This window comes from Kitasatospora sp. NPDC058063, assembly GCF_042885395.1.
Lineage (GTDB): Bacteria > Actinomycetota > Actinomycetes > Streptomycetales > Streptomycetaceae > Kitasatospora > Kitasatospora lactacystinica.
In genome coordinates this window covers 721,716-747,540 of sequence record NZ_JBHVSD010000001.1, presented here as the reverse complement: position 1 = coordinate 747,540, position 25,825 = coordinate 721,716, and the positions used below count along the sequence as shown (strand labels likewise).

Below are 25,825 nucleotides of genomic sequence, written 5' to 3'. Positions count from 1 at the left end.
GGCGGGCCGTCAGTTCTGACGTCCGGTCGGCCGCAGGACGGTGGCGGCGAGCAGCAGGGCCACCGCGAGCAGTCCGGCGGCGACCGCGAAGGCGAGGCGGAAGCCGCCGGCCAGGGCGTCCGCGGCAGGGTGCCCGGCCGCGGTCAGGGCGGCGGTGCGGCCGCTCGCGAGGGTGCCGAGGACGGCGACCCCGAGCGCGCCGCCGACCTGCTGGGTGGTGTTGAACAGGCCGGAGGCGGTGCCCGCGTCCTGCGGTCCGGCGCCCGACATGCCGAGGACCGCGAGCGTGGACAGCACCAGGCCGCCGCCCGCGATCAGCAGCATGGTCGGCAGCAGGTGGACGACGTAGTCGGCGTCGGCGGGCAGCCGGACCAGCAGTCCGAGCGCGGCGAGCAGCATGGCGAGCCCCGCGAGCAGCACGGCGCGCTCGCCGAACCGGGCGCTCAGCCGGGCCGAGAGCAGCAGCGACACCGCGCCGATGGCGGCCGCCGCCGGCAGCATCGCCAGGCCGGTGGCGGCGGCGCCGTAGCCGAGGACCTGCTGCAGGTAGAGCGCGACCATGATCTGGAAGCCGAACATCCCGGAGATGGTCAGCACCTGCACGGCGTTGGCGCCGGAGACGTCGCGCGAGCGGAACATCCGCAGCGGGAGCAGGGGTTGGGCGGCCCGGGCCTGCCGGAGCAGGAAGCCGGCCAGCAGCGCGAGCGAGAGCGCGCCGAGGCCCAGGGTGCGGGCCGACGTCCAGCCGTGCTCGCCGGTGCCGACGATGGTGTAGATGCCGAGCATCAGGGCGGCGGTGATCAGCACGGCGCCGAGCACGTCGGCGCCGGCCCGCAGGCCGGGGCCGCGGTCGGACTCCAGCAGCCGCAGGGAGAGCAGGACGGCGGCCAGGCCGAGCGGCAGGTTGATCAGGAAGATCCAGTGCCAGTTGAGCGCCTGGGTGAGCACCCCGCCGAGGACCTGGCCGATCGAGGCGCCGGCCGCGCCGACGAAGCTGAACGCGCCGATCGCCCGGCCGCGCTCGGCCGGCTCGGGGAAGAGCGTGACGATCATGCCGAGGCTGACGGCGGAGGCCATCGCGCCGCCGACGCCCTGGAGGAAGCGGGCGGCGATCAGCGCCTGCTGCCCGGTGGCGACGGCGCAGAGCAGCGAGGCGGCGGTGAAGAGGGTGAGCCCGGCGACGAACATCCGCCTGCGGCCGATCAGGTCGCCGAGCCGGCCGGCCAGCAGGAGCAGGCCGCCGAAGGCGATCAGGTAGGCGTTGACCGTCCAGGTGAGGCCGGCGGGCGAGAAGTGCAGGTCGCCCTGGATCGCGGGCAGCGCCACGGTGACGATCGAGCCGTCCAGGACGATCATCAGCATTCCCGCGCAGAGCACCGCGAGGGCGAGGGTGCGGGAGCGGGCGGTGGCGGGGGCTGCGGAGGCCGGCGTGGGCGCGGCCGGGGCGTGCGTGGTCATGGCGGTTCTCCCGGTTCGTCGAGTACCGGGTAGGACGCTATCAGATCGTTTTGTTCGGGACTATCTATCTCGGGAGCAGCTTGAGGTCAGGCGGTCAGCCCCGGGAGCGGCGGGCACGGCGGACGGTGCGCTCGACCTCGACCGGCTCCGCGAGATGGCCCTCCACCAGGCGGGTCAGGGCCGAGACGAACACCTCGCGCTCCGGCTGCGGCAGCGCCTCCAGCAGTTCGCGGTGCACCCGGTCGGCGATCGCGGTGCCCTGCACCACGGCCCGCTCGCCCGCCTCGGTGACCGAGACGATCCGGGCCCGCCGGTCGGTCGCGGACGGGCGGCGCTCGGCCAGGCCCGCCTTCTCCAGCTCGTCGACGGTGACCACCATGGTCGTCTTGTCCAGGTCCGCCAGCTCGGCCAGCTGGATCTGGGTGCGTTCGGACTCCTGCGCGTGGAACAGCACGCAGTAGGCGCGCGGGGTGATCCCGAGCTCGGTGAAGGCGGCCGCCATCCGGGTGGCCAGCACGTGGCTCGCGTGGTCCATCAGCCCGGAGATGTCGCGGATCTGGCGCACGGGCGGCGGGGTCGTCGTCATACGTCCGAGGTTAGCAACGGCCCGTCTGCTCCCGGATGATCCCGTAGCCAACCAACGCCGGGTCTACGGGATGCCCAACTCGAACAGCGCATAGCCCGCGTACCAGCCCGCCGCGAGGACCGGCATCCCCAGCAGCCAGGCCAGCGAGGAGAGCCGCACCCGGCGCAGCGCCACCGCCAGGCCGATGCAGAGCGGGAAGGCGGGCAGCAGGTAGCGCGAGATGTTGCCGAAGATCTGGTTGGTGCTCAGCGCGGTGAAGATGGTGAGCCCGGTGTAGATCCACAGCACCAGCGGCGGCCGGGTGCGCCACAGCAGCAGCACCAGCCCGGGCAGGGCGATCAGCAGACCGATCGCGATCAGGTCCGGGACGGGGTTGGCCTGCCAGTAGGTCCAGTGGCCGGTGATCACGTCCCTGATCGTGCGCAGGGTGGAGGAGCCGCCGTCGAAGTAGCGGTTCCAGGCGCCCTGCTGGAGCTTGAAGTAGCCGCCCCAGTCGCCCATCTTCCAGCCGACCCAGGCGACGTAGCCGAGCAGGCCCCAGGGCGTGATCAGCATCGCGGTCAGCGGACGGGCCACCCCGTCGGTGCGGCGGACCAGCGCGACCAGCGCGGCGATCGAGACGGCGGCGATCAGCACGGCGGCGGTCGGCCGGTTGAGGCCCGCCACCAGCGTCAGCACACCGGCCGCGAGCCAGCGGCGGGTCATCACGCAGTAGCAGGCCCAGGCGGACAGCGCGACGAACAGCGAGTCCGAGTAGACCGCCCACTCCACGCCGGAGCCCGGGAACAGGCCCCAGAGCACCGCCGCGATCACGCCCGCCCGGAAGCCGCCGAGCCGCTCGGCGATCGCGAAGATCCCCGCCGCCGCGACCAGCGAGGCCAGCACCGAGACGACGATCCCGGAGCCGTACGGGCCGAGCCCGGTGACCGCGCCGACCAGCCGCATCAGCCAGGGGTAGAGCGGGAAGAAGGCGGCCGAGTTCTCGTAGTAGGTCGCCAGCGGGAAGCCGTGCAGCGGGATCAGCTGCGGGTTGTACCCGTTCTCGGCGATCCGCTGGTACCAGACGCCGTCCCAGGTGCCCAGCACGTCCCAGGGCTTGGCAGCGCCCCCGCGGCCCGGCTGCTTGGTCAGGTAGTCGCCGGTGTGCGAGAGCAGCAGCATGAAGACGGTCACGCCGATGGCCTTGACCGCCGCGTACGCGCCCAGTGCGGGCCCGAAGCGGTCCACCAGCGCCCCGAACCGGCCGGGCTCCCGGCCGGTCCGTTCCTCGGGGGTCTCCGCCGACTCCGCTGCGGGCGCCGCGGGCGCTCCGGACTGGGTGCTGGACGACTCAGTGCTCGATGCCGTGCTCATCTGGTCTGGGTACTCCCCGCCCCGCTCGTGGTCCGCGCGGCTCCGGCGCAACGATTTTCCCGTGAGCCTACGGCACGCCCCCGAACCGAGGCCCCCTGGTGCCCCCGGAGCCCTGTCCGGCGCCGTGCCACCCGTGCCGAAAACCAGGCCGTCGCCGCCCGGTCGGGGGCGGCGACGGCCTGGGCGCGTGCAGGGTGGATCAGCCGTGGACGTAGACGATGCCGAGCTTGGTGAGCTGCCAGAGCTGGTTGGCGGCGCCGGTGTCGGTGGCGAGTTCGACGTACGGGTTGCCCTTGGCGTCGAGGGTGCTGCCGGCGGCCAGGACCTTGCTGCGGTCCTGGGAGTCGGCGATCTTGTAGCGGCCGTCGCCGGCCGGCGTGAACACCCAGTGCTGGTTGCCGCCGCCGTTGCAGCCCCACTGCTGGATCCGGGTGCCGGGGGCGGTGGAGCCGGCGTTGGCGTCCAGGCACATGTTCCGGTTGCCGCTGAAGTCGAGCTCGTAGCTGCCGCCCGCCTTGGCCTCCAGGACGAAGGACTGGTTGAGCCCGCCGGTGGCCGGATAGGTGATCGCGGGCCGCCCGTTGGTGGAGTCGCCGTAGCTGCCGCCGCCGGTGAGGTCGAGCGCGTTGCCGCTGGCGGCGTTGGTCAGCTGGTACCAGGCGCCGTCCTCGGGGACGTCCCCGAACGGCTGTCCGGGCGTGAGCGGCTGGATCGAGGTGGTGTTCTGCTGGTTGAGCGTGCAGTACGCCTGCGCCAGCTCGGTCCGGGCGTAGAACTGGCCGAGGCAGACGCCCTCGCCGCGGTAGCCGGCCACCCGCAGGTGGTACGACTGGCGGATCATGTTCATGCACAGCCCGGGGATGCCGATCTGCGAGTCGCAGCCGTTGCGCACCCACTCGGAGAGGTTGATGACGTCCCCGTTGGAGTACTCGTACGGGGAGGACGTCCACTCCGCGCAGACCTCGTGCCCGAAGGCGACCCGCCGCTGGTCCAGGTACCGGACGCCGGGCACCTGCTCGGCCGCGCCGCGCAGCGCGTCACTGAGTGTCGGCACCACCCAGTTGTGGCCCCAGGCGAGGTCCTCGGGGAAGGCCGGGCAGCCGTCGGCGATCTTGCCGAGGTAGTCGTTGCGCCGGATGTCCGGGGTGATCGGGTTGAAGTACGACTGGTAGACCAGCTGGTACGAGGAGTCGGCGTAGCCGGCCCTGCGCATGGTCTGACGGATGTTCTGGAGCGCCGCGACCACCTTGGGCTGGACGCCCTTGGCGCGTCGGCGGATCTCGTCGCTGCCGATGGTGTCCCGGCAGCCCTGGTCCTTGGGGATCGGGAAGTACTGCGCCAGGCAGTGCATCATGATCCCGCTGAAGTCGAAGTCGTCGTTGGCGCCGATGGTGACGACGACCATCCTGACGTCGTACTTGGCCGCCGTGTCCGCGAGTTTGACGTCCTGCTTGGGCTCGCCGAAGTCGCCGCTGCCGGGACCGGTGACCTTGGCCAGTTCCGGGTCGCTGACCAGGTCGCCGGTCTGGGCGCCGGAGCAGGCCAGGTCGATCGGGGTGACCCCGGGGATGTCGGTGACGAAGATCTCCGACTTGGGGTGGCGGTGGCAGTAGTTGGTGGGGCTGTCCGTCTCCGGGAAGTAGCCGTCGTTGGTGTCGGTACCGGCGCCCTCCCCGGAGATGGCGCTGTCGCCGAGGGCGACGATCGCGGCCGGACGGGTGGCCGCGGGCGCGGCCGGGGCGGGGTCGGCCAGGGCGGCGGGGGCGCCGGCCAGGCCGAGGGTGGCGAGGAGGGCTCCGGTGGCGAGCAGTGCCGCGCACCGGGACGCACCCGTACGCGTTCGCCGTGCCACCGGCAGGGATGACCTGATCACACGCGACTCCTTGCGGGGGTGGGGGACCGCCCTGGCGGGGAGCCGAGCGGTGCGGAGCAAGAGAGGAGCAGGAAAGGTGAGCAGGTCTCGCATTCTAGGTACTGACAAGTAACGCAACAAGACTCGTGACACCGCCGGGAACCGACGGACCGACACGTTCACGGCACAACGAAGAGCCGCCGCCCCGCGCCCCAGGAGGGAGGCGCGGAACGGCGGCTCGCACCGGCCGAACCGGGTGCGGGCTCAGCCCACGTTGGCGCACTTGTTGCCGAACGCCGGGTTCAGCAGGCCGATGATGTCGATGGTGTTGCCGCACAGGTTGACCGGAACGTGCACCGGGACCTGGATCTGGTTGCCGGAGACGACACCGGGGGAACCGGCGGCGACGCCCTGGGCGCCGGAGCTGGCCATCGCGGAACCGGCGCCGGCGGCCACGATGCCCACCACGGCCGCGCCGACGGCGGCGGTCTTCTTGATGCTCATACGAGCCTCCTGACTGTTCGACAGATATGCACGGGGAGTGCGACATCTAGAACGAGACCCCACCGGACCGGTTGCGACGGTCCCGGCACTGTCACCCATCCGGCGCAACGGCGCCGCGGACCGGGCATTCGGGTGATCGGAGGGTCGGACCGTTTCCCCCCGCGCGGTGCCTCGTTCTCCCTCACGGAACCCGGTTTCCACCGGCCCCCGCGCGGCGGGCCTCCCAGAACCCGGCGTCCGGCAACCCGTGCCGGAACGCCCGACCGGAATTCCACCTGGTCGCGCCTTTGTCCGAAGCCTTTCCCGGCCGTGCGGGAATCGTTTCGGGAGGCACCGCGACCCGGCAGCCACGGCCACGCCCGAGCCATGGGCGGAACACGCCGATATGCGCCGACCGAGTGACAATCACGGCAATCCCTGAAGCCTTCGGGTGAGTATTCGCGCTCGCCCGACTCCCGACATTCCCATTCCGTCGGGCAGAAATCGGAGGAATGACATGCGCAACTTCAAGAAGGCCGCCGTCCTGTCCCTGGCCGCCAGCGGCCTGGTGCTCGGTGCCGCCGGCGGTGCGGTCGCCAGCTCGGGCGCCGAGGGCGTCGCCGCCGGTTCCCCCGGCGTGCTCTCCGGCAACCAGATCCAGATCCCGCTGCACATCCCGATCAACCTGTGCGGCAACAGCATCGACATCATCGGCCTGCTGAACCCGGCCTTCGGCAACCAGTGCGCCAACATCGGCTGAACCCGCGGTCGCCGCACCGGCGACAGCCGATTCACCGAGCCCGTGCCGCGCCCCGCAGCGCCGGGGCGCGGCACGCTCCACCCGTGTGTGATCGAGGAGATCAACCCCCCATGCAGAACATGAAGAAGGCCGCCGTCCTCTCCGCCGCCGCTGCCGGCCTGGTGCTGGGCGCGGCGGGCTCCGCCGCCGCCAGCGCGGGCGCCGAGGGCGCGGCCGTCGGTTCCCCCGGTGTCATCTCCGGCAACCAGATCCAGGTCCCGGTGCACGTGCCGATCAACCTGTGCGGCAACTCCATCAACGTGGTCGGCCTGCTGAACCCGGCCTTCGGCAACGCCTGCGCCAACGTGGAGCTGCCCCCGCCGCCCGCGGACGACTGCTGATCCCCGATCGGCACGTGTTCCGGCCGTCCTGCCCCCCGACCAGTCGGCCGGGGGGCAGTTCGGCGTCCCCGGACAGCCGTCCGGGATCCCCGATCCACCGAAGGGTGATCACGATGGTTTCGAAGAAGAACGCGGCCGGACTGGCCGCCGCCGTGGGTGCCGCGGTGCTGCTCGGCGCCGGTTCGGCGCAGGCCGCCACCGCCCCGGGCGAGGCCCCGGCCGGCCCGGCCACGCTGACCAAGACCGACCTCGGCCAGGCGCTGGGCGGGACCACCACCGGCCTCGGCTACGGCATCGCGCCGATCAAGAGCCTGCGGCTGGACCCGTGGGCCAACTCCTCGGCCGACTTCCTCAACAACGGCGCGGCCCTCCAGCCCGACCAGGGCCTGCCCGCCGTCGGCACCGGGACGCTGACCGGCCCGCTGAGCGCCGGCGGCGGCGTCAAGGACCTCCCGCTGGTCGGCGGGCTGACCGGCCTCCTGCCGGGCTGAGCCCCCGGGCTCTCGTCCCGGGCTCTCGTCCCGGGCTCTCGTCCCGGGCGCGGCGCCCGGGTCGGAGCCGGGTCAGAGCTGGGTCAGGCCCGCCAGCCCGGTCGTCTGCACCACGCCGGTGGCGGTCCCGGTGGTGGTCCCGGCCAGGGCGGCCGCCGTGTCGGTGACGGAGAGCCGGCTGTCCTCGCCCCCGAGGCTGGCCTTGGCCCCGGGGACCACCTGCACCGCGCCGGAGATCAGGCGCGGGTCGATCTCGTCCACCTTCAGCCGGCCGTCGGCGAGCTGGCCGGCGCCGTCCTGGGCGAGCGAGAGCGGCTCGCCGAGGGTGAGCCCCGGGGTCTTGGCGTGCAGCGGCGCGGCCGGGGCGTCCAGCAGCACCTTGCCGAGGTCGGCGCCCTGGTCGACCAGCGGGAGCGGCAGATCGGCCTTGGCGCTCGGGCCGACCTTGCCGGTGGTCAGCTGGGGGAGGATCTGCTCCGGGAGCAGCGCGCCGCCGCCGCTGGTGGTGGTCCGGTCGGGCGCCGGCGGCATCACCAGCGAGGTCGGGATGCCGGCCGTGAGCCGGCTGCCCAGCGGGGCGAGCGGGATGTCCGCCGGGACCTGCTGGGTGGCCAGCGCGTCCTCCAGCGCGCCGACCTGGTCGGGGCCGATCGGGGTGGCGGCGCCGGCCGCACCTTGGGAGGCGAGCACACCGGCACCGACCGCCAGCAGCATCGCGCCGGCCCGCTGGGAGAACTTCATGCTTTTCACCGTTCTGCTGTCCGTACTGGGGATCACTGGGAAGGGCTGCGGGGCCGCAACCGGAAAGCGATCTGCTCAACGAGTGACCGGGAGTGCGGATTGCGGCCGTTAACCGGTTCGGAGTAATAATCCGATCGGATTCCCCCCGCCGTCGCGCCTCCGGGACTCTTTTCAAAAATCCCCGTAACCTTCCGTGCCGTCGTTCTTTGATCTGGACGTCAGTGACTGCAGACCGGGTCTGAGCGTTCTCAGCGTTGTACGCACGGAATCCAAAGAGCATTTCAGAGAGGGATCTCGCCATGATCCAGAAGTCCTTCGCCGCCGCCGGCCTGGCCGTCGCCGCGCTGGCCGGTGCCGCCGCGCCCGCCTCCGCCATCGGTGACGCGGACGGCGCCGCCGCCTCCATCGAAGGCAACGGCGGTACCAACTTCACGGGCACGGTCGGGAACAACAGCCCGAACTTCCACTTCCTGGACAACCCGAACATCTGCCTGCCGGAGATCCACAACATCGCGGTCGGCGTGCTCGGCGTGGCCGTCCCGGTCGAGGTCCCGATCGCCAACAACGGCGGCAGGCAGTACTGCACCGTCGGCCAGGGAACCCAGAGCCAGGGCGACGGCGGCGTGTCCCACCTGATCGGCTGATCGGTCGCCGCTCCGCTCTCCCTGCACCACCCTCACGATCCACCTACGAATCGCTCCCCGATTCACCCCGAGAGGAAAACCAGAGATGATCAAGAAGTCCCTCGCCGCCGCCGGCCTGGCCGCCGCCGCCTTCGCGATGTCCGCCGGCTCGGCCTCCGCCATCGTCGACTCGGACGGCGCCGCCACCTCCGTCCAGGGCAACGGCGGCACCAACCACACCGGCACCGCCGGCAACGGCAGCCCGAACAGCCACGTTCTGGACAACCCGAACATCTGCCTGCCGGAGATCCACAACGTCGCCGTCGCCGTCATCGGCATCGCGGTTCCGGTCGAGGTCCCGGTCCTGAACAACCAGCCGAAGCAGATCTGCAACGTCGGCCAGAACACCCAGTCCACGGGCGACGCGGGTGTCTCACACCTGATCGGCTGATCAAGGGGCACAGCACGGTCGGAGGGCCCGGGGAGGAACACCTCCCCGGGCCCTCCGGGCTGTGCGGGCGAAGTGTCCGGCCGGCCGCGCCGCAGCGCGGTCCGGACGGGTGAGCGGCGGGCCGGTCCGGCGCGTGGATCGCCGATCAGGACCGCCGGTTGTGATCACGTGTCAGAGCGCCCGCGGGGCGCTCCCAGAGAGAGGGCAGTTCCATGAAGAGCAAGCTGGCCAAGGCCGCCCTGACCGCCGCCGCCGCACTGGCGCTCGCGGGTGCCGCCACCCCGGCCTTCGCCCACGTCGGCCTGGCCGGCGGCGGCGAGTTCGTCGCCTCCGCCGACCAGCCGTTCGTGGCCGGCGGGGGCTTCGGCGTCGCCCACGCCGGTGACGTCGTCGCCGGAGGCTTCGGCGGCGGTGCCGCCACCTCCACCGACGTGATCGGCGGCGGCGCGGGCTTCGCGCACGCCGGCGACGTGGGCATCTGAGTCCACGGCCCGACAGAAACCCGGAAGGCCGGGTCGCTCCCCCACGGGAGCGGCCCGGCCTTCCGCCGTACGGGGTCCGCTACTTGAGCATCGCGGCGGCTTCGAGGGCCCAGTAGGTGAGGATCTGCTCGGCGCCCGCGCGGCGGATCGAGGTGAGCGTCTCCATGATCATCCGCTCCCGGTCGATCCAGCCGTTCGCGGCGGCCGCCTCGACCATCGCGTACTCGCCGGACACCTGGTACGCGGAGACCGGCACCGGGGAGGCGTCGGCGACCTGGCGCAGGATGTCCAGGTAGGCCATGGCCGGCTTGACCATCACCATGTCCGCGCCCTCGGCGAGGTCCTGCGCCAGCTCGCGCAGCGACTCGCGGGCGTTGGCCGGGTCCTGCTGGTAGGTCTTGCGGTCGCCCTTGAGCGAGGAGCCGACGGCCTCGCGGAACGGGCCGTAGAAGGCCGAGGCGTACTTGGCGGTGTAGGCGAGGATGCCCACGTCCTGGTGCCCGGCCTCGTCCAGCGCCCGCCGGATCACGGCGATCTGGCCGTCCATCATGCCGGACGGGCCGACCAGGTGGACGCCGGCGTCGGCCTGCACCCGGGCCATCTCGGCGTAGCGCTCCAGGGTGGCGTCGTTGTCGACGCTGCCGTCCGCGGCCAGCACGCCGCAGTGGCCGTGGTCCGTGTACTCGTCCAGGCAGAGGTCCGACATGACCACCAGGGAGTCGCCGACCTCGGAGACCACGTCCCGGATCGCCTGCTGGAGGATGCCGTCCGGGTTGGTGCCCTCGCTGCCGATCGCGTCCTGCACCTGCGGGACGCCGAACAGCATGAGGCCGCCCAGGCCCGCCTCGGCCGCCTCCACCGCGGCCTTGCGCAGGGTGTCCCGGGTGTGCTGGACCACGCCCGGCATCGAACTCACCGGGACGGGCTCGCTGACGCCCTCACGGACGAACAGCGGCAGGATCAGCTCCGCCGGGTGCAGCCGGGTCTCGGCCACCAGGCGGCGCATCGCCGGGCTCCGGCGCAGTCGGCGCGGGCGTACGTACGGGAATTCAGCGGACACGGCTTCTCTCTCCGAACGGTTGTGCAGTGCCGGGGGCGACGGTCGGCCGCCCCCGGCCATGAGGGGTGTCAGCGGGCCTTGCGGCGCGAGCCGGGACGACGCTCGCTGGGCCGGTAGACCGGCTCACCGGCGGCCGTCGCGGTGTCGCGGCGCTTGGCCCCGAAGTCTGCCAGCGCCTGGGCCAGCGCGGCCGCCGACGGCGCCGGGGCCATCACGTCGACCCGCAGGCCGTGCTCCTCGGCGGTCTTGGCGGTGGCCGGGCCGATGCAGGCGATGACGGTCACGTTGTGCGGCTTGCCCGCGATGCCGACCAGGTTCCGGACGGTCGAGGACGAGGTGAACAGCACCGCGTCGAAACCGCCGCCCTTGATCGCCTCACGGGTCTCGGCCGGCGGCGGCGAGGCGCGCACCGTCCGGTACGCCGTCACGTCGTCGACCTCCCAGCCGAGCTCGACCAGGCCGGCCACCAGGGTCTCGGTGGCGATGTCGGCGCGCGGCAGCAGCACCCGGTCGATCGGGTCGAAGACCGGGTCGTACGGCGGCCAGTCCTCCAGCAGGCCGGCCGCGGACTGCTCGCCGGAGGGCACCAGGTCCGGCTTCACGCCGAAGTCCACCAGGGCCTGCGCGGTGGTCTCGCCGACCGCCGCGACCTTGATCCCGGCGAACGCGCGGGCGTCCAGGCCGTACTCCTCGAACTTCTCCCGGACGGCGCGCACCGCGTTCACCGAGGTGAAGGCGATCCACTCGTAGCGACCGGTGACCAGGCCCTTGATGGCCCGCTCCATCTGCTGCGGGGTGCGCGGCGGCTCGACCGCGATGGTCGGCACCTCCTGCGGCACCGCGCCGTACGAGCGCAGCTGCTCGGACAGGCCGGTGGCCTGCTCCTTGGTGCGCGGCACGAGGACGTTCCAGCCGAACAGCGGCTTGGTCTCGAACCACGAGTGCGAGGCCCGGTGGGCGACCTGCTCGCCCACCACGGCTATCACCGAGGTGGCCGGGTCGACCGGGGCGGAGACCGGCGAGGGCAGCACCCGGGCGGCCTTCAGGTCGGCCGCGATGCCGGACAGGGTGGAGGTGAAGGTCCGCTGGCGGGTGGTGGTGCCGGAGAGCGTGGCGCTCAGCGCCGACTCCGGCTTGCGGCCGCACGCGACCAGCGCGGTGGCGGTGGCGGGCAGCTGGCCCAGGGTGGTGCGGACCACCAGGGTGGTCTCCGGCGCGCCCAGGTCCACCGGGCTGCCGGCCAGCAGCGCGGCGCCGTCCACGAAACGCACGTCGGTGCCGGACCCGCCGCGCAGCGGGACGCCCGCGTACGCCGGGACGCCGACCGACTGGGCGACGCCCGGGATCACCTCGAACGGGATCCCGTCGCCCGCGCAGCTGAGCATCTCCTCGGCGGCGCAGCCGTCCAGGCCGGGGTCGCCGTCGACGGTGCGGACCACGTGCTTGCCGGAGCGGACGGCCTCGGCGACCAGCTTGGCCAGGTCGAAGTCGGTGCCCTCGGCGGCGGGGGCGTGCACCTGCACGCCGGCCGGACAGTGGCTGCGCACGGCGGCGGCGGTCAGCGGGTCGGCGACCAGCACGTCGGCGGTGGACAGCACCTCGACCGCGCGCAGGGTCAGCAGGCCCGGGTCCCCGGGGCCCGCGCCCAGGAAGGTGCACCGTCCGGTGGCGGGCTGTCCCACCGGGAACAGGGCATCGGTGGCGGTGGTGGGGCTCATCGGGCTCGCTCCCCCATCAGGGCGGCCGCGCCCGCGGCGAGCAGCCGGTCAGCCAGCGCGCGGCCGAGGGCCACCGCCTGCTGCTCGGCGGTCTCGTCGAGGACGATCGGACCGTTGGCGGACATCTTCAGCAGGGCGGTTCCGTCGGGGTCGCCGACCACGCCGTCCAGCCGCAGTTCGTTCTCCCGGCCCCAGGTGGCCAGCGCGGCCACCGGCGCCGAGCAGCCGGCCTCCAGGGTGGCCAGCAGGGCGCGCTCGGCGGCCACGGCGACCCGGGTGGGGGCGTGGTCCAGCGCCGCGAGCGCGGCGGTCAGCCCGGTGTCGGCGGTGGCGCACTCGATCGCGAGCGCGCCCTGGCCGGGGGCGGGGACCATCACCTCGGTGTCGAGGTGCTGGGATATCTCGGCGCTGCGGCCGAGCCGGTTCAGGCCGGCCGTCGCCAGCACCACCGCGTCCAGCTCGCCGCTGGTCACGAAGCCGATCCGGGTGTCCACGTTGCCGCGGATCGCGACGGTCTCCAGCTGCGCGCCGCGGGCGTTGGCCCAGGCGTTCAGCTGCGCCATCCGGCGGGGCGAGCCGGTGCCGATCCGGGCCGGGCGGCCGGCGCCGGCCAGCTTCTCCACCAGCTCCTCCAGGGCCAGGCCCTCGGTCGCGACCAGGGCGTCCCGGACGTCCTCGCGCTCGGGGACGGCGGCCAGCGCCAGCCCCCGGGGGGCGGCGGTGGGCAGGTCCTTGAGCGAGTGCACGGCGAAGTCGATCCGGCCCTCCAGCAGCGCGTCGCGCAGCGCGGAGACGAACACCCCGGTGCCGCCGATCTGCGCCAGCGACTCCCGGGAGGTGTCGCCGTAGGTGGTGATCTCGACCAGCTCGACGGCGCGCCCGGTGACCCTGGTCACCTCGCGGGCCACCATGCCCGACTGCGCCATGGCGAGGGCGCTGCGCCGGGTGCCGAGCCGCAGGGCCGCGGTGGCCGAGGGCTGCTCCGTGATCGGTTGACCATTCATGAGGTGATCGTCCCGGTGGTACTCGTGGGATGGCTGACGGTTCATCTGGTGCCCCCGGCCGAGGGCTGGGGCGCCCCGCCGACGGGCGTGCCCGACACGGCGTGCACGGCCGCCGGGTCGAGGTCGAACAGTTCGCGCAGCGCCTCCGCGTAGGAGGCGCCGCCCGGCTCGGCGGCCAGCTGCTTCACCCGGACGGTCGGGGCGTGCAGCAGCTTGTCGACGACGCGGCGGACGGTCTGGGTGATCTCGGCACGCGAGCGCTCGTCCAGGTCGGGCAGCCGGGAGTCCAGCCGGCCGAGCTCGGCGGCGACCACGTCGGAGGCCATCGAGCGCAGCGCGACCACGGTCGGCGCGATCCGGGCGGCCCGCTGGGCGGCGCCGAAGGCGGTCACCTCGTCGGAGACGATCCGGGTGACCTGGTCGACGTCGCCGGCGCCGGGGCTGGCGGCGTGCGCGTGGGAGAGGCTCTCCAGGTCGACCAGCAGGGCGCCGGGCAGCTCGTGCACGGTGTGGTCGACGTCGCGCGGCATGGCCAGGTCGAGCAGGGCGAGCGGCTCGGACGCCCCGTGGCGGAGCCCCTGGGCGTCCCGCCGGGAGGCGACCGCGGCGGCCACGTCCTCGGCCTTGATCACCACACCGGCCGCGCCGGTGCAGGAGATCACCAGGTCCACCTCGGCGAGCGCCTCCGGCACCTTGGCCAGGTCCAGGACCGAGGCCACGTCCGGACCGAGGATCTCGACCAGCCGCTCGGCGCGGGCCGGGGTCCGGTTGGCGATCAGCAGCTCGGTCACGCCGGAGCGGACCAGGGTGGCGGCGGCCAGCGAGCTCATCGAGCCGGCGCCGACCACCAGCGCGCGCTTGCCGGCGATCTCGCCCGCGCCCGCCGCGACCTGCTCCAGGCCGAAGGTGACCAGCGACTGGCCGGCCTTGTCGATGCCGGTCTCGCTGTGCGCGCGCTTGCCGACCCGCAGGGCCTGCTGGAACAGCTCGTTCAGGCCGCGCCCGGCGGTGTGCTCCTCCTGGGCCTTGGCCAGCGCGTCACGCAGCTGGCCGAGGATCTGGCCCTCGCCGACGACCATCGAGTCCAGGCCGCAGGCCACCGAGAAGAGGTGGTGGACGGCGCGGTCCTCGTAGTGGACGTACAGGTGGGAGGTCAGCTCCTCCAGGTCCACCCCGCTGTGGTGGGCCAGCAGCAGCGACAGCTCGGCGACGCCGGCGTGGAACTTGTCCACGTCCGCGTACAGCTCGATCCGGTTGCAGGTGTTCAGCAGCGCGGCCTCGCCGACCGTCGCGGTGGCGGCCGCGTCGTGCAGCAGCCGGGTCGGTACGTCACCCGTCAGCGCGGCGCGTTCCAGCACCCCGACCGGGGCGGTGCGATGGCTCAGCCCTACGACGAGAAGGCTCATGCCCGCCCCCCACAGCTCTCGGTGTTCATGCGGGCATCACCGCGGAGAGATCCCCGTCGCCGCCCTTGGCGGACTTTCCCTTGGCCTGCTCGGCCTGGTCCTTGGCCGCCGACTCGACGGTGCCCCGGGGCTTGCCGCTGCCGCCGGCCGCGCGGCGCAGCTTGGCGGCGGCCGCCCGGACCGGACCGGGGGCGCGGTCCAGCACCGACTCGGCACGGTCGTCCGGCTCCTCGCCGGCCTTGCGCTGCTCGTGGAAGGCGAGGATCTGGAGCTCGATGGAGAGGTCCACCTTGCGCACGTCCACGCCGTCCGGGACGGTCAGCACGGTCGGGGCGAAGTTCAGGATGCTGGTGACGCCGGCCTCCACCAGCCGGTCGCACACCTGCTGGGCGGCGCCGGGCGGGGTGGTGATCACGCCGATGGAGACGTGCTGGCTCTCGACGATCGACTCCAGCTCGTCCATGTGCCGCACCGGCAGTCCGGCCGCGGTGGAACCGACCACGTTGGGGTCGGCGTCCAACAGGGCGGCCACCCGGAAGCCGCGGGAGGCGAACCCGCCGTAGTTGGCGAGCGCGTGGCCGAGGTTCCCGATGCCGACGATGACGACCGGCCAGTCCTGGGTCAGGCCGAGCTCGCGGGAGATCTGGTAGACGAGGTACTCGACGTCGTAGCCGACGCCGCGGGTGCCGTAGGAGCCGAGGTAGGAGAAGTCCTTGCGCAGCTTGGCCGAGTTCACGCCGGCCGCGGCGGCCAGCTCCTCGGAGGAGACGGTCGGCACCGAGCGCTCGGAGAGCGCGGTGAGGGCCCGCAGATAGAGGGGCAGGCGGGCGACTGTCGCCTCCGGGATGCCCCGGGCACGCGACGGTCGGCGCGCGGCGCCCTGGTCGGGCGTCTGCGAACTGCTCTGTGGTGATCGGCCGATTGCCACGGTGCTCCTGTGGGTGAAGCTGGGCTTTGGCAGCCAGGCTATGCGTTTGTGAACGTGTGCACAAAGATGGTGTCCGTTTTGTCCCTACACAGTGATGCGCATCACGCCATCGACCGCATAGCACCGGCCCGGGTCAGCACGACCTCCGGGGCTCGCGAACCGGGCAGCCAGGGGCCGTACGGGGCCTCCCTGCGCAGCAGCGGGACGCCGGCGCCGGACGAGTGGGAACGGGCCCACCCCAGCCGGGGCCAGGGCACCTCGGCGGCCTCGCGCAGCGGGCCGGTCCAGTCGCCCGGCGGGCAGGACGGGGCACCCAGGCAGTGCCGCAGCAGCTCGGCGGTCACCCGGGCGTCGCCCAGCGCGGTGTGCGCCGGATACCAGCCGAGGTCCGCCGCCTCCGCGCAGGCCGCCAGGCCCTGGCCGCGGGCCTGCGGCAGGTGCGCGCGGGCCAGCAGCATCGTGCACAGCAGCGGCACGGGCGGCAGCGGCACCCCGATCCGGGCGAACTCGCGATCCAGGAAGGCGTGGTCGCAGCTGACGTGGTGACCCACCAGCACCCGGCCGGCCAGCAGCTCCAGCAGCCGCGGGGCGATCTCCCGGAAGCGCGGGGCGCCCTCCACGTCGCACTGGCGTATCCGGTGCACATGGGTCGGACCGACCGGGCCCAGCGGATCCAACAGGGTGGCGAACTCGCCCTCGGGACGCAGCCGCTCGTCGAGCAGCACCACGGCCACCTCGACCACCCGGTGCCGCCACGGGCTGCGGCCGGTCGCCTCCACGTCCACCACGGCGAAGCCCCGGGGGACCGTCCGGGGCTCCGGAGCTCCGGACACCCCGAGGGCAGGACCGGGAAGCATGGCGCACTCCTCGTGTGCTCGGCCCCCCACAGGCGCAAACGCGTTCGATCGTAAGCCGACCAACCCGCCCCGCCCCACGCCGGAACGGCGTGTCTTTGGCAACGATTCGGCGAACCTCCCCCGCCGATCGGCGGGGGGGTCGGTACACGGACGAACGCCCGGTCAGGCCCCGCTCAGCCGCCGAGGGCAGTGCGCAGACGGCGCTCGTCGACCCGCCAGAAGTCGTGCTGGCGACCGTCGATCAGGGTGACCGGAATCTGCTCCCAGTAGCGGCGGTACAGCTCCTCGTCCTGGGTGATGTCCCGCTCCTCGAAGGACGCCCCCAGCTCGCCCGTCACCCGGAGGATCACCTCGCGGGCCTCGTCGCACAGGTGGCAGCCCGGCTTGCCGACCAGGGTCACGGTCCGGTCCGCGGGCTCGGGGTTCTTACGTCGCAGCAGTGGGCTCACCACCCCATTCTCCGCCATGGCACCCGCCCGCCCGGGGGCGCCCGGCACCCGGTGGAGCTGTTCACCTCGCGGGCACGGCTCCGTCACGGTCGCCGCGCGCCCGGCTGGCTATCCTCGGTGACATGGCCGTGCTCAGAAGGCTCACCCAGGCAAGGCGTTCCAGCAGCGAGCGGAGCGCCCTGGCCGGCGAAGCCGCGGCCGAGGCGGCCGAGGCCGCGCTGCGGGCCGAGCCCGGGCCGGGCGGCACCGCGGGGCCGGACGGCACCACCGGAACGGACGGCAGTACCGGAACGGACGACACCACCGGAACCGACGGCAGCACCGGGCCGGACGCGCCGGCCGCCGCGAAGCCCGGCAAGGCCCCCAAGGCCCCCAAGGCCTCGGCCGAGAACCACACCCCGGACCCGGACGACCCCCGCGCCGCCGCCTTCTTCGACTGCGACAACACCATCCTGCGCGGCGCCGCGATCTTCTACCTCGGCGTCGGCCTCTACCGCCGCGGCTTCCTCACCCGCCGCGACATCGCCCGCTTCGCCTGGCAGCAGGCCTGGTTCCGGCTGCACGGCACCGAGGACCCGGACCACATCTCCGACGCCAAGCAGTCCGCCCTCGGCATCGTGGCCGGCAAGCCCACCGCCGACCTGGAGGCGATCTGCGAGGAGATCTTCGAGGAGGTCGTGGCGGACAAGATCTGGCCCGGCACCCGCGCCCTGGTCCAGATGCACCTGGACGCCGGCCAGCGGGTCTGGCTGGTCACCGCCGCCCCGCTGGAGGTGGCCAGGATCATCGCCCGGCGGCTCGGCATGACCGGCGCGCTGGGCACCGTCGCCGAGGCCCGGGACGGCCTGTACACCGGCCGGCTGGTCGGCGACCTGCTGCACGGCCCGGCCAAGGCCGCCGCCGTCCGCGCGCTGGCCCGGCGCGAACGCCTCGACCTCGACCGCTGCGCCGCCTACAGCGACTCGGCCAACGACATCCCGATGCTCTCGCTGGTCGGCCACCCGTACGTGGTGAACCCGGACGGCGCGCTGCGGCGCCACGCCCGGACCCAGGGCTGGCGGGTGCGGGACTTCCGGACCGGGCGCAAGGCGGCCCGGGTGGGGCTGCCGGCCGCGGCCGCGCTCGGGGTGCTGGCCGGCGCGACGGCGGCCGGGGTGGCGCTGAACCGGCGCAGGCGCCGCTCCTGAACCTCCCGCGCCGGGGGCCGCGCGGGCTCCCGAAGGTCGCCGGGGGCGCGCCCGAGGTCCGCCCCAAGACGGTCGGGAGGTCGCCGGCGGGTCGTCCGCGGGTCGTCGGGAAGCCGCCGGAACGCCGTCGGGACGCCGTCCGGACGGGCTCGCCCCGGCGGGTGAGCAGGCGTCAACAAGGCCTCTGACCTGGCCCCTCTTACGGGCGAACTCCCCTGCACCGCCGGGTGGTCCGAGTCACCTGCACGAACCTGTCGCCCGGTGACCGGTTCTGATCGTTCGCCAGGCCGGGAAAGTCAGGGGTTGCCGAGCCCCAAGGCTGGGAAACCGCCCCCCAGGCCGCCGAATTGGTCACCCTGAGCGCCTGTTCGATCACGTTGAGCCGGATGAACGATGACAGCTCCGGTCAGTGTCAGCCGAATATGCACAACAAATGGATCCCAAACGACCACTTCGACCACACGGTGTAGCTGTCATTGCACAAAGCGTTATTCTCTCCTGGATGCACGTCACCACGCGTCCCGCTCGAACGGACGCTTCGGGGAGTGCTCTCCGCGCAGGCGGAGGTGATCCGTCCACAGTTCTGCCTCTGGGAGTCCCGTGTACCCACCCGTCCGGAACGACGCGCCTGCACCCTCCCGCCCGTCGTCCGCGCCCCTGCGCCCCCGCACCGGCCTGCGCGGTCGGCCGACCGCCGAGCGGCAGATCTCCACCGGCCTGACCCTGTTGCGCACCCTGCTCCGCAGCCAGTTCGCCGTCCTGCCCCAACTCGCGCCGGCTGGAGGATCGTTCGTCCAGCCCCAGCCCCAGCCGCCCGGCCCGGCACTGCGCACCACCGCCGCCGGCTCGGCCGGCACCGGCTCGCGCGGCCGCACCGGCAGCACCGGCACCGGCCGGGGCCGCGCCCGGACGGCGCCCAACCCCGGCTACGAGACCGAGCACAACCCGATCATGGAGCTGGTCGAGCGGGCCCAGGCCGGCGAGAGCGAGGCCTTCGGCCGGCTCTACGACCACTACGCGGACACCGTCTACCGCTACATCTACTACCGGGTAGGCAGCCGGGCCACGGCCGAGGACCTCACCAGCGAGACCTTCCTGCGCGCCCTGCGCCGGATCGGCACCTTCACCTGGCAGGGCCGGGACTTCGGCGCCTGGCTGGTCACCATCGCCCGCAACCTGGTCGCCGACCACTTCAAGTCCAGCCGCTTCCGGCTGGAGGTCACCACCGGCGAGATGCTGGACTCCAACGAGTGCGAGCGCAGCCCGGAGGAGTCGGTGCTGGAGTCGCTCTCCAACGCCGCCCTGCTGGACGCCGTGCGCCGGCTCAACCCTCAGCAGCAGGAGTGCGTCACCCTGCGCTTCCTGCAGGGGCTCTCGGTGGCCGAGACGGCCCGGATCATGGGCAAGAACGAGGGCGCCATCAAGACCCTCCAGTACCGCGCCGTCCGCACCCTGGCCCGGCTGCTCCCGCCCGACGCGCGATGAACCGTGCCGAGGACGACCCCGGTGCCATACGGCACGGCCGTCCGTCACCGTTCGCGCCCGGCCGACACGTCAGGGTGAACGGTCGGTCCGATGATCAGCCGTGCGTAACCGACCGCCCGCACCACTCGTTGGCCAACGTGCAAGCCCCCACCAGGCGTACGGTCAAGTCGAATTGCGGCCTATCACCCGATGGAGTGGCTTTGGCCAGCCAGGGCAACCGTCCGGCAGGCCAGGGTGTCGACAACGACGAAGGGAGGTGTGGCCCGTGACGGCAAACGTGCTGGAGCACCGGCGGGCGAAGGCCTTCGCCGAGGCGCTGGAGGCCCACCAGGCAGAGCAACGCGCTGCGGCCAACGCCGAATGGGACAACGCCGCCGCCACCGGCGCCGGTCCGGTCGCGATGGCCGAACTGGTCGGTCTGACCGACGCGCTGGGGGCGCTGCCCGGGCCGGTGCTGGACCGGGAGGTCCGCACGGTCCAACGCGCCCAGCTGATGGCCGCGTTCGAGCAGGCCTTCGCCGGCGGGACGGGCACCCCGGTGCCCCGGCAGCGCCGCCACCGGGCGATCCGGACGGCGCCGCGCGGCCGCTGGAGCCGCCGGTTCGCGATCGGCGGGCTGGTCGCCGGGCTCGCCGTCGGCAGCCTGACCGGCGCCGCCGCGGCCAGCGCCCACGCCCTCCCCGGGGACACGCTGTACGGCCTCAAGCGCGGGTTGGAGGGACTCCGGCTCGACTTCGCCGGTTCCGACTCCGAGCGCGGCGAACTGCTGCTCGACAACGCGGCCACCCGACTCGGCGAGGCCAAGACCCTGGTCGGCCGCACCGGCCCGGCCGGCGGCCTCAGCCCGGCCACCGTCGAACAGGTCCGCCGCGCCCTGGACGACATGCACGCCGACGCCCTCAGGGGCCGCGAGCTGCTGCGCTCGGTCTACCGCAGCAACGGCTCGCTCGACCCGATGCGGGCGCTGGCCGGCTTCGCCCACGACGAGGACGGCCGCTGGAGCGAGCTGCAGGGCCGGCTGCCCGTCCAGCTCACCCAGCAGGCCGACCTGGTGAACCGCCTCTTCGACGACATAAGCGAGGACGTCGCGCCCCTGCGCCTGGTCCTGCCCCCCGCTCAGAGCGGTGGCGCGGCCGGCTCCGGAGCGGGCGACGGCTCCTCCCACTCCACCGACGGCTCCCCGGCCGGCTCCCCCGCGGCCGGATCCGGCACCACGGCCGGCGCCGACCGGGCCCCGGGCTCCGCCGGCAACCGCCCCGGCGCCCCCGAGCACGCCCCGGCCAACCCCGGCTCCGGCGCCTCCGGGACCGGGGGCAAGGGCGGCGTCCTGCCGGACACCCTGCCCAGCAGCGCCCCCGACGCCGTCAACGGCCTGGTCGGCGGCCTCACCAGCGGCCTCACCGGCACCAAGCCCTCGCCGAGCGCCGACGCGGCCCCGCAGCAGGCACCGCAGCAGGCCACCCCCGGCGCCCCGAACGCGGCCCAGCCGCAGGGCGTCGAGGTGCCCCCGCTGCTCCCGGACCTGTTGCCCGGGCTGCGCATCCTGGGCGGCTGACGGCAGGGCGGTGGGGGCCCGGCGGAGTGCGATATCCGCCGGGCCCCCGCCGTACCCGGGTCCTTCCGTGGAGCCCCGGCCCAGCGGAAGGACCCGGGCCTCCTCGGCCGGGCACCCGCCGGAAGGACACCGCCGGCGGAGCACCGTCGGAAAGGCACCGTCAGAAGAACACCGAACGCCGCTGCACCAGCAGCTGGTAGAGGGTGTGCTGGATGGTCTCGCGCACCTCGTCGGCGAGGTCGAAGACCAGCATCGGGTCGTCCGCCGCCTCCGCCGGGTAGCTGTCGGTGGCGATCGGCTCGCCGAAGCGGATCGTCCACTTGGTCGGCAGCGGCAGCACCCCGAGCGGGCCCAGCCACGGGAAGGTCGGGGTGACCGGCACGTACGGCAGGCCCAGCAACCGGGCCAGGGTCTTCACGTTGCCGATCATCGGGTAGGTCTCCTCGGCCCCGACGATCGAGCAGGGCACGATCGGCACCCGCGCCCGCAGAGCCGAGGCGACGAAGCCGCCGCGGCCGAACCGCTGGAGCTTGTAGCGCTCGGAGAACGGCTTGCCGATCCCCTTGAAGCCCTCCGGCCAGACCCCGACGACCTCGCCGCGCTCCAGCAGGGCCTGGGCGTCCTCGTTGCAGGCCAGCGTGTGGCCGGCCTTGCGGGCCAGCTCGTTGACGCCGGGCAGTACGAAGACCAGGTCGGCGGCGAGCATCCGCAGGTGCCGCCGGGCGGGGTGGTGGTCGTGGATGACCACCTGGGTCATCAGGGCGTCCAGCGGGATCGTGCCGGAGTGGTTGGCGACGATCAGCGCGCCGCCCTCGGCCGGGATGTGCTCCACGCCCTGGACGTCGATCCGGAAGTACTTCTCGGCCAGCGGGCGCAGCAGCGAGAGCAGCACCTCCTCGGTGAGCTCCCGGTCGAAGCCGAACTCGTCCACCTCGTAGTCGCCGGTCACCCGGCGGCGCAGGAAGGCCAGCCGCTCGGCGGCACGGCCCTCCCAGCCCTTGCCGAACAGCCCGGTGGCGGCCGGGCCGAGCGGCCCGGACAGCACGCCGCCGACGGCCTCGGCGAGCCGGTCGGCCAGTTTCGGCCCCTCGGGTGAGGTCCAGCTGGGGGCGGACTCGATCGGGATGACCTTGGCCTCGCCCGACGCGTTCTCGGCTGCGGCACTCATCGCGGGTTCAGCTCCTCGGTCGGCGGGGGCGGTTCGGTACGGAGTCCGGTCCGGCGGCCGGCCCTGCGGGGGCGGCCCCTTCCGGGCCGAGCAGGGCCGTCAGCCGGTCGGTGACGGCGGCCAGCCGCTCGGGCGGCAGCAGCCCCGGCCCCTGTGCGGCGGCGAAGTCGGCGAAGGCCTCCGGGGTGCCGAACGCCGGGCGGTAGCCGAAGGTGTCGCGCAGCCGCGCGGTGTCCACCACCCGGCCGTGGGTGAGCAGCCGCAGTTGCTCGGGCGAGACGTCGACCAGCCGGGTCTGCCGGGCCAGCACGGCCATCCAGCTGACCGCGGGCAGCAGCAGCGGCAGGGTGGGCCGGCCCAGCCGGCGGGCGCACTGGGAGAGCAGCAGGACGCCCTCCCCCGCCACGTTGAAGGTCCCGGTGTTGACGGTGCCCGGCGCGGGCTCGTCGGCGGCCCGGCAGAGCACCGCGACGGCGTCGTCCTCGTGCACGAACTGCAGCCGCGGGTCGTAGCCGAGCACGGTCGGCAGCACGGGCAGCGCGAAGTACTCGCTGAGCGGGGTGTCCGCGTCCGGGCCGACGATGTTGGCGAAGCGCAGCACCGTCACCGCGACGTCCGGGCGGCGCCGGGCGAAGCCGCGCACATAGCCCTCGACCTCCGCCGCGTCCTTGGCGAAGCCGCCGCCGGGCGGGTCCTTGGGCTGCATCCGCTCGCTGAACACCGCCGGGTCGCGGGGCGCGGATCCGTAGACGCCGGTGGTGGACTTCACCACCAGCCGGCGCACCCCGGGGGCCTTCTGGCAGGCGCCGAGCAGCTGCATGGTGCCGATCACGTTGGACTCCTTCACCGCGGAGCGGTTGGTGGAGCCCAGGCCGGTGGCGCTGACGCTGAGGTGCACCACGGTGTCCACCCGGTGCTCGGCGAGCACCCGGGAGAGCGCCGGGCGGCGCAGGTCGAGCTGGTGGAAGCGGTACGGGGCGGCCGGACCGGCCGGCTCCTCGGGCGGCAGTCGGGGCGGCTGCACGTCCACGCCGACCACCAGGTCCACGCCCGGCCGGCGGCGGACCTCGGCGACGAAGCGGGCACCGAGATGGCGCGCCACGCCGGTGACGAGTACGACCACGCCCACGGTGCTGCCCCCGTTCCCCGGCCCGAGCGGCCTGCGTGCACCGTACCGCGCCACGCTGCCGGGCCGTGAAATGACACCGCCCGCCCAGGCCACGAGGGGCTGGGCGGGCGGTGGAAGCGCTGGGCGCGCTAGGCGCGGCCGGGGGCGCTTACTTCTTGTTGCGACGCTGAACGCGGGTCCTCTTCAGAAGCTTGCGGTGCTTCTTCTTGGCCATACGCTTGCGACGCTTCTTGATGACAGAGCCCACGGAACAACCCTCGCTCACTGAGACTCTCGCCCGTGAGAGACGGAGTCCATACGACTGACGTGAGGGCCTAGCCTACCGTCCATGGTGCTAAGGCCGTAATCGTGCTCCCCGATACCGGGAAACTCGGGGGAAATCCCCGACGAACGGGTGCGGTGCCCACCGGTGTGGACCCCGCACCCGCGCGCCGCCGCTACGCGCTCTCGAGCCGCACGTAGGACTCCTTGAGGTACTCGTGCACCGCCTGCTGGGGCACCCGGAAGGACCGTCCGACCCGGATGGCCGGCAGCTCTCCGCTGTGCACCAGTCGGTACACCGTCATCTTGGACACCCGCATGACCGCGGCGACCTCCGCCACGGTCAGGAAGACGACTTCCTGAAGGGGGCGCTCGACGGAACTCATGACCATCACCCGACCCTTACCCGTGTGCAAGGCACCGGCTTCCCCTCCGGTGACTCCACCGGCACACGTGTATCCCCAGAGTAGTTATGGGTGGTACCAGTGGGAAGAGGGGAAGTGCAGTCCTCGTACGGTGAGAGATAGGACCGTTGCAGTACGTAGCCGATCGGCCGATGGCACCGCCCGGCGTACGCACGGCCTGACCAGGGCGGCGGGTTCAGGCCAGCAGTCCGTGCTGGGGGAACACCGCCCGCCGGGTGGCGAGGATGGCCTGATCGAGCCGGTCGGCCGGATCGTAACCCGAGTCGAAGTCGCGCCAGGCGGGGCGGGCGCCGTCGGTCATCCGCAGCGGGGCCGGGCGGCGGGTGCGGCGGTAGACCTCGGCGCGCCAGGACTCGGGGGTCTCGGTGGCCGGGTCGACGGGCCGGGCGGCGGCGGTGGCGACCAGGTGGGTCCAGGTGCGCGGGACGACGTCCACCACGGCGTAGCCGCCCCCGCCGGTGGCCACCCAGCGACCGCCGGCGTACTGGTGGGCGAGGTCGTGCAGCGCCTCGGCGATCAGCCGCTGGGCGTCCACGGTGACGGCGAGGTGGGCGAGCGGGTCCTCCAGGTGGGTGTCGGCGCCGTGCTGGGTGACCAGGACCTGTGGCCGGAACGCGTCGAGCAGTTCGGGCACCAGGGCGTGGAAGGCGCGCAGCCAGCCGGCGTCGCCGGTGCCCGCGGGCAGCGGCAGGTTGGCGGCGGAGCCGGGGGCGTCCACGCCACCGGTCTCGATCGACCAGCCGGTCTGCGGGAAGAGCGTGGCTGGGTGCTCGTGCAGCGAGACGGTGAGCACCCGGGGGTCGTTCCAGAAGGCCGCCTGGACGCCGTCGCCGTGGTGGACGTCCACGTCGACGTAGGCGACCCGCTCGGCGCCGAGTTCGAGCAGCCGGGCGATGGCCAGCGCCGGGTCGTTGTAGACGCAGAAGCCGGAGGCCTTGCCGGGCATCGCGTGGTGCAGCCCGCCGCTGAAGTTGACGGCGTGCGGGGTCTCGCCGCGCCAGACCGCCTCGGCGGCGGCCACGGACTGGCCGGCGATCAGTGCCGAGGCCGAGTGGATCGCCGGGAAGGACCAGTTGTCGTCGGTGCCCAGTCCGTGCAGCGGGTCGGAGCGCTCGGGATGGGCGGCGGCGTTCCGGACCGCCTCGACGTACTCCCGGGTGTGCACCAGCCGGAGGGTGGACTCGCCGGCGGGCGGCGCGGAGCGGACGGTCACCCCGGGCCCGGTGCTCAGTCCGAGGGCCTCGACCAGGCGCATGGTGAGGGCCAGCCGGGTCGGGTCCATCGGGTGGCCGGGGCCGAAGTCGTAGGCGGTGACAGCCTCGTCCCAGAAGAGGTGCAGGCCGCAGGGGGTGTCACGCTCGGCTTCGGGCATGGCCTCCACCGTAGCGGGTGGCGGTGGCCGGACCGCCGTCAGGGCGCGCCGGGGCGGCACTCGCGGGAGCTGCCGGGCCCGGGGTGCGCAATGAAACTACGGAAGTTGTGGGGCAGCTGTGGAGGCGGGTGTTGAGGCGGTGCAGACAAACGCTTTGCGAC

The 25,825-nt window shown here is 73.4% G+C and carries 27 protein-coding genes; 9 read left to right on the top strand and 18 right to left on the bottom strand.

The features are described 5' to 3' along the window. Positions 1-9 precede the first annotated feature (9 nt). From ACFVUY_RS03430 to ACFVUY_RS03410, 5 genes are all read right to left on the bottom strand, one after another. A complete protein-coding gene (locus ACFVUY_RS03430) occupies positions 10-1,458 on the bottom strand; it encodes a DHA2 family efflux MFS transporter permease subunit (protein ID WP_387686088.1) in 1,449 nt (482 codons plus the stop codon). 94 nt (positions 1,459-1,552) lie between these two features. Continuing rightward, positions 1,553-2,044: a MarR family winged helix-turn-helix transcriptional regulator gene (locus ACFVUY_RS03425; RefSeq protein ID WP_359902797.1), complete on the bottom strand. Its 492-nt coding sequence runs from the start codon at positions 2,042-2,044 to the stop codon at positions 1,553-1,555. A gap of 63 nt (positions 2,045-2,107) precedes the next feature. Continuing rightward, positions 2,108-3,397 carry a glycosyltransferase family 39 protein gene (locus tag ACFVUY_RS03420; RefSeq protein ID WP_387727009.1) on the bottom strand — a complete coding sequence of 430 codons (1,290 nt, stop codon included), beginning with the start codon at positions 3,395-3,397 and terminating at the stop codon, positions 2,108-2,110. A gap of 199 nt (positions 3,398-3,596) precedes the next feature. Next, positions 3,597-5,270, bottom strand: a complete 1,674-nt coding sequence (locus tag ACFVUY_RS03415) for an RICIN domain-containing protein (protein WP_387727007.1) — start codon at positions 5,268-5,270, stop codon at positions 3,597-3,599. A 243-nt stretch (positions 5,271-5,513) separates the two neighbouring features. Then, on the bottom strand, positions 5,514-5,753 hold the full coding sequence (locus ACFVUY_RS03410) for a chaplin (protein WP_387686081.1): 240 nt from the start codon (positions 5,751-5,753) through the stop codon (positions 5,514-5,516). Positions 5,754-6,249: 496 nt separating this feature from the next. On the opposite strand from ACFVUY_RS03410, the gene ACFVUY_RS03405 reads away from it, so the two are divergent. The 3 genes from ACFVUY_RS03405 (at position 6,250) to ACFVUY_RS03395 (ending at position 7,363) form a co-directional block, all read left to right on the top strand. Further along, complete coding sequence (locus tag ACFVUY_RS03405; RefSeq protein ID WP_359902786.1) at positions 6,250-6,492, top strand: chaplin; 243 nt, start codon at positions 6,250-6,252, stop codon at positions 6,490-6,492. 110 nt (positions 6,493-6,602) lie between these two features. Continuing rightward, positions 6,603-6,872: a chaplin gene (locus ACFVUY_RS03400; RefSeq protein WP_387727005.1), complete on the top strand. Its 270-nt coding sequence runs from the start codon at positions 6,603-6,605 to the stop codon at positions 6,870-6,872. 113 nt (positions 6,873-6,985) lie between these two features. Further along, positions 6,986-7,363, top strand: a complete 378-nt coding sequence (locus tag ACFVUY_RS03395; protein WP_380351282.1) for a hypothetical protein — start codon at positions 6,986-6,988, stop codon at positions 7,361-7,363. A gap of 72 nt (positions 7,364-7,435) precedes the next feature. Here the strand turns inward: ACFVUY_RS03395 and ACFVUY_RS03390 are convergent, their stop codons facing one another. Continuing rightward, positions 7,436-8,104, bottom strand: coding sequence for a hypothetical protein (locus tag ACFVUY_RS03390; protein ID WP_387727003.1), 669 nt, complete (start codon positions 8,102-8,104; stop codon positions 7,436-7,438). Between the two features lie 299 nt (positions 8,105-8,403). Here ACFVUY_RS03390 and ACFVUY_RS03385 point away from each other — a divergent pair, with 299 nt between their 5' ends. The 3 genes from ACFVUY_RS03385 (at position 8,404) to ACFVUY_RS03375 (ending at position 9,660) form a co-directional block, all read left to right on the top strand. Further along, positions 8,404-8,748: a rodlet layer protein gene (locus tag ACFVUY_RS03385; RefSeq protein ID WP_359902775.1), complete on the top strand. Its 345-nt coding sequence runs from the start codon at positions 8,404-8,406 to the stop codon at positions 8,746-8,748. A gap of 85 nt (positions 8,749-8,833) precedes the next feature. Next, positions 8,834-9,178 carry a rodlet layer protein gene (locus tag ACFVUY_RS03380; RefSeq protein WP_359902772.1) on the top strand — a complete coding sequence of 115 codons (345 nt, stop codon included), beginning with the start codon at positions 8,834-8,836 and terminating at the stop codon, positions 9,176-9,178. Positions 9,179-9,390: 212 nt separating this feature from the next. Beyond that, on the top strand, positions 9,391-9,660 hold the full coding sequence (locus tag ACFVUY_RS03375) for a hypothetical protein (protein ID WP_359902770.1): 270 nt from the start codon (positions 9,391-9,393) through the stop codon (positions 9,658-9,660). Positions 9,661-9,739: 79 nt separating this feature from the next. Here the strand turns inward: ACFVUY_RS03375 and hemB are convergent, their stop codons facing one another. The 7 genes from hemB to ACFVUY_RS03340 form a co-directional block, all read right to left on the bottom strand. Further along, a complete protein-coding gene (gene hemB, locus ACFVUY_RS03370; protein WP_387727001.1) occupies positions 9,740-10,720 on the bottom strand; it encodes a porphobilinogen synthase in 981 nt (326 codons plus the stop codon). A gap of 68 nt (positions 10,721-10,788) precedes the next feature. Then, complete coding sequence (locus ACFVUY_RS03365; protein ID WP_387686070.1) at positions 10,789-12,438, bottom strand: uroporphyrinogen-III synthase; 1,650 nt, start codon at positions 12,436-12,438, stop codon at positions 10,789-10,791. Further along, the gene (hemC, locus tag ACFVUY_RS03360) at positions 12,435-13,442 is read right to left on the bottom strand and encodes a hydroxymethylbilane synthase (protein WP_387686069.1); all 1,008 of its coding nucleotides are present in this window, start codon (positions 13,440-13,442) and stop codon (positions 12,435-12,437) included. Before hemC ends, ACFVUY_RS03365 begins: the two co-directional genes overlap by 4 nt. A gap of 41 nt (positions 13,443-13,483) precedes the next feature. After that, positions 13,484-14,848, bottom strand: coding sequence for a glutamyl-tRNA reductase (locus ACFVUY_RS03355; protein ID WP_387686067.1), 1,365 nt, complete (start codon positions 14,846-14,848; stop codon positions 13,484-13,486). A gap of 25 nt (positions 14,849-14,873) precedes the next feature. Then, on the bottom strand, positions 14,874-15,776 hold the full coding sequence (locus ACFVUY_RS03350; RefSeq protein ID WP_359902755.1) for a redox-sensing transcriptional repressor Rex: 903 nt from the start codon (positions 15,774-15,776) through the stop codon (positions 14,874-14,876). A gap of 101 nt (positions 15,777-15,877) precedes the next feature. Continuing rightward, entirely contained in the window at positions 15,878-16,633 is a 756-nt protein-coding gene (locus ACFVUY_RS03345) for an exonuclease domain-containing protein (protein ID WP_387726999.1), read from the bottom strand. A 173-nt stretch (positions 16,634-16,806) separates the two neighbouring features. After that, the gene (locus ACFVUY_RS03340) at positions 16,807-17,100 is read right to left on the bottom strand and encodes a glutaredoxin family protein (protein ID WP_387686064.1); all 294 of its coding nucleotides are present in this window, start codon (positions 17,098-17,100) and stop codon (positions 16,807-16,809) included. Between the two features lie 104 nt (positions 17,101-17,204). Between ACFVUY_RS03340 and ACFVUY_RS03335 the strand changes: the two genes are divergently transcribed. The 3 genes from ACFVUY_RS03335 to ACFVUY_RS03325 all read left to right on the top strand — a co-directional run bounded on the left by ACFVUY_RS03335 (position 17,205) and on the right by ACFVUY_RS03325 (position 21,309). Further along, entirely contained in the window at positions 17,205-18,269 is a 1,065-nt protein-coding gene (locus ACFVUY_RS03335; protein WP_387726997.1) for an HAD family hydrolase, read from the top strand. A 675-nt stretch (positions 18,270-18,944) separates the two neighbouring features. Then, positions 18,945-19,754 carry an ECF subfamily RNA polymerase sigma factor, BldN family gene (locus ACFVUY_RS03330; protein WP_387686365.1) on the top strand — a complete coding sequence of 270 codons (810 nt, stop codon included), beginning with the start codon at positions 18,945-18,947 and terminating at the stop codon, positions 19,752-19,754. A gap of 265 nt (positions 19,755-20,019) precedes the next feature. Continuing rightward, the gene (locus tag ACFVUY_RS03325; protein ID WP_387726995.1) at positions 20,020-21,309 is read left to right on the top strand and encodes a DUF5667 domain-containing protein; all 1,290 of its coding nucleotides are present in this window, start codon (positions 20,020-20,022) and stop codon (positions 21,307-21,309) included. A 160-nt stretch (positions 21,310-21,469) separates the two neighbouring features. Here the strand turns inward: ACFVUY_RS03325 and ACFVUY_RS03320 are convergent, their stop codons facing one another. The 5 genes from ACFVUY_RS03320 to ACFVUY_RS03300 form a co-directional block, all read right to left on the bottom strand. Then, positions 21,470-22,477, bottom strand: coding sequence for a lysophospholipid acyltransferase family protein (locus ACFVUY_RS03320; RefSeq protein ID WP_387686058.1), 1,008 nt, complete (start codon positions 22,475-22,477; stop codon positions 21,470-21,472). A gap of 7 nt (positions 22,478-22,484) precedes the next feature. Continuing rightward, positions 22,485-23,606: an NAD-dependent epimerase/dehydratase family protein gene (locus ACFVUY_RS03315; protein ID WP_387726993.1), complete on the bottom strand. Its 1,122-nt coding sequence runs from the start codon at positions 23,604-23,606 to the stop codon at positions 22,485-22,487. A gap of 148 nt (positions 23,607-23,754) precedes the next feature. Continuing rightward, entirely contained in the window at positions 23,755-23,853 is a 99-nt protein-coding gene (locus tag ACFVUY_RS03310; RefSeq protein WP_003948845.1) for a 30S ribosomal protein bS22, read from the bottom strand. A 190-nt stretch (positions 23,854-24,043) separates the two neighbouring features. Further along, a complete protein-coding gene (locus ACFVUY_RS03305) occupies positions 24,044-24,253 on the bottom strand; it encodes a helix-turn-helix domain-containing protein (protein ID WP_045699258.1) in 210 nt (69 codons plus the stop codon). Between the two features lie 214 nt (positions 24,254-24,467). Then, a complete protein-coding gene (locus tag ACFVUY_RS03300) occupies positions 24,468-25,664 on the bottom strand; it encodes an acetoin utilization protein AcuC (RefSeq protein ID WP_387726991.1) in 1,197 nt (398 codons plus the stop codon). Positions 25,665-25,825 lie beyond the last annotated feature (161 nt).

Excerpts from the sequence above, each read along its gene's own strand:
- ACFVUY_RS03320 (WP_387686058.1), bottom strand. The coding sequence starts at position 22,477 with ATGAGTGCCGCAGCCGAGAACGCGTCGGGCGAGGCCAAGGTCATCCCG.
- ACFVUY_RS03340 (WP_387686064.1), bottom strand. The coding sequence starts at position 17,100 with ATGGCGGAGAATGGGGTGGTGAGCCCACTGCTGCGACGTAAGAACCCC.
- ACFVUY_RS03405 (WP_359902786.1), top strand. The coding sequence starts at position 6,250 with ATGCGCAACTTCAAGAAGGCCGCCGTCCTGTCCCTGGCCGCCAGCGGC.
- ACFVUY_RS03400 (WP_387727005.1), top strand. The coding sequence starts at position 6,603 with ATGCAGAACATGAAGAAGGCCGCCGTCCTCTCCGCCGCCGCTGCCGGC.
- ACFVUY_RS03365 (WP_387686070.1), bottom strand. The coding sequence starts at position 12,438 with ATGAGCCCCACCACCGCCACCGATGCCCTGTTCCCGGTGGGACAGCCC.
- ACFVUY_RS03355 (WP_387686067.1), bottom strand. The coding sequence starts at position 14,848 with ATGAGCCTTCTCGTCGTAGGGCTGAGCCATCGCACCGCCCCGGTCGGG.
- ACFVUY_RS03390 (WP_387727003.1), bottom strand. The coding sequence starts at position 8,104 with ATGAAGTTCTCCCAGCGGGCCGGCGCGATGCTGCTGGCGGTCGGTGCC.
- ACFVUY_RS03420 (WP_387727009.1), bottom strand. The coding sequence starts at position 3,397 with ATGAGCACGGCATCGAGCACTGAGTCGTCCAGCACCCAGTCCGGAGCG.
- ACFVUY_RS03300 (WP_387726991.1), bottom strand. The coding sequence starts at position 25,664 with ATGCCCGAAGCCGAGCGTGACACCCCCTGCGGCCTGCACCTCTTCTGG.
- hemC (WP_387686069.1), bottom strand. The coding sequence starts at position 13,442 with ATGAATGGTCAACCGATCACGGAGCAGCCCTCGGCCACCGCGGCCCTG.
- ACFVUY_RS03380 (WP_359902772.1), top strand. The coding sequence starts at position 8,834 with ATGATCAAGAAGTCCCTCGCCGCCGCCGGCCTGGCCGCCGCCGCCTTC.
- ACFVUY_RS03410 (WP_387686081.1), bottom strand. The coding sequence starts at position 5,753 with ATGAGCATCAAGAAGACCGCCGCCGTCGGCGCGGCCGTGGTGGGCATC.
- ACFVUY_RS03335 (WP_387726997.1), top strand. The coding sequence starts at position 17,205 with ATGGCCGTGCTCAGAAGGCTCACCCAGGCAAGGCGTTCCAGCAGCGAG.
- ACFVUY_RS03385 (WP_359902775.1), top strand. The coding sequence starts at position 8,404 with ATGATCCAGAAGTCCTTCGCCGCCGCCGGCCTGGCCGTCGCCGCGCTG.
- ACFVUY_RS03395 (WP_380351282.1), top strand. The coding sequence starts at position 6,986 with ATGGTTTCGAAGAAGAACGCGGCCGGACTGGCCGCCGCCGTGGGTGCC.
- ACFVUY_RS03345 (WP_387726999.1), bottom strand. The coding sequence starts at position 16,633 with ATGCTTCCCGGTCCTGCCCTCGGGGTGTCCGGAGCTCCGGAGCCCCGG.
- ACFVUY_RS03430 (WP_387686088.1), bottom strand. The coding sequence starts at position 1,458 with ATGACCACGCACGCCCCGGCCGCGCCCACGCCGGCCTCCGCAGCCCCC.
- ACFVUY_RS03305 (WP_045699258.1), bottom strand. The coding sequence starts at position 24,253 with ATGAGTTCCGTCGAGCGCCCCCTTCAGGAAGTCGTCTTCCTGACCGTG.
- ACFVUY_RS03375 (WP_359902770.1), top strand. The coding sequence starts at position 9,391 with ATGAAGAGCAAGCTGGCCAAGGCCGCCCTGACCGCCGCCGCCGCACTG.
- ACFVUY_RS03425 (WP_359902797.1), bottom strand. The coding sequence starts at position 2,044 with ATGACGACGACCCCGCCGCCCGTGCGCCAGATCCGCGACATCTCCGGG.